The sequence below is a fragment of the Limnohabitans sp. Jir72 genome, assembly GCF_003063575.1.
Taxonomy (GTDB): Bacteria; Pseudomonadota; Gammaproteobacteria; order Burkholderiales; family Burkholderiaceae_C; genus Limnohabitans_A.
Genome location: NZ_NESC01000032.1, coordinates 1 through 1,209, shown reverse-complemented (window position 1 = coordinate 1,209; position 1,209 = coordinate 1). Strand labels below are relative to the sequence as shown.

Here is a 1,209-nt window from a genome sequence, read left to right as displayed (position 1 = left end):
AGGGTTCAAGGTTAATCCAAAACTTGAGGGTTGAGATTTGCAACAGCATTGGTTTGAATCCTTTGCTGCTGCGCGAACTGAGCCGGGGGAATCCGGCCCAGGCTGCTGTGGGGCCTGACTTCGTTGTAGTCCTGGCGCCAATCGGCAATGCACTGCCTGGCTTGGGGCAAGCTCAAGAACCACTGCTCGTTCAAGCATTCATCTCGGAACTTGCCGTTGAAACTCTCGATGTAGCCGTTTTGCATCGGCCTGCCCGGCTGGGTCAAGATGTGCCGCACGCCATGAGCTGTAGCCCAAGCCATGAAGGCCCGGCTTGTGAACTCTGGACCGTTGTCTGTTCTCACGGCCAGTGGGTAGCCTCTGAAGGTGGCCGCTTGGTCGAGTAAGCGCGTCACGTATTGCCCCGAGATCCCGTAGTCCACGGCAATGTCCACGCACTCGTGGCTGAAGTCATCGGCCACAGTCAGGCACTTGATGCGCCTGCCATTGGACAAGCTGTCCGAGACGAAATCCATGCTCCAAACATCGTTGACCTTTTGCGCCAGTTGCAAGGGCACACGCTCACACGGTGGGCGCTTGGCCTTCTTGCGCCTTCTCACGGCCAAGTTGGCATCTTTGTAAAAGCGGTAGATCCGCTTGTGGTTGACGCCCGGAAACTCCGGGCGCAGCAGATCGTGGATGCGACGGTAGCCAAATCTGCGGCGTACGTGGGCAATGTCCACGATGCGTTCGCCCAGGGCCTGCGTGAGCGCATCACGCTTAGGCGGGTGGCGAAAGCTGTCACGGCTTAGCCCCACAAGGCAGCACGCATGGCGCTCAGACAGAAGATGGGTCTGGATCATCTGGGTGATGGCCTCGCGTTTGACCTGCGGGGCTAGCGCTTTACGCCGAAGACGCTTTTGAGCGCATGGATGTCCAAGTGCGCCTCGGCCAGCAGTTTCTTGAGCTTGTTGTTCTCCGCTTCCAGGTCGCGCAGCTTGGCCGCATCGGAGGCCTCCATGCCGCCAAAGCGCGAGCGCCATTTGTAAAAGGTCGGCTGACTAAAGCCGCCAGAGCGGCAAATGTCCTTGATGGCCATGCCCGCTTCAGCTTGCTTGAGGAATCCGATGATCTGTTCGTCGGTAAATCGTGTGGTCTTCATATCCGCCATTCTCCAAAATTAGCGGACTTCGTTCCATCGATTTGGTACGGCTCAGAGGGGGCAGGTCA

At 58.1% G+C, this 1,209-nt stretch carries 1 protein-coding gene; it reads right to left on the bottom strand.

Annotation, left to right across the window (positions count from 1 at the left end; translation table 11 throughout):
- Nucleotides 1-11: 11 nt before the first annotated feature.
- A protein-coding gene (locus B9Z52_RS17465; protein ID WP_369907955.1) for an IS3 family transposase occupies nt 12-1,141 on the bottom strand; the annotation gives its coding sequence in 2 pieces (ribosomal slippage) (nt 12-880 and nt 880-1,141; 1,131 coding nt in all).
- Between the last annotated feature and the right edge of the window lie 68 nt (nt 1,142-1,209).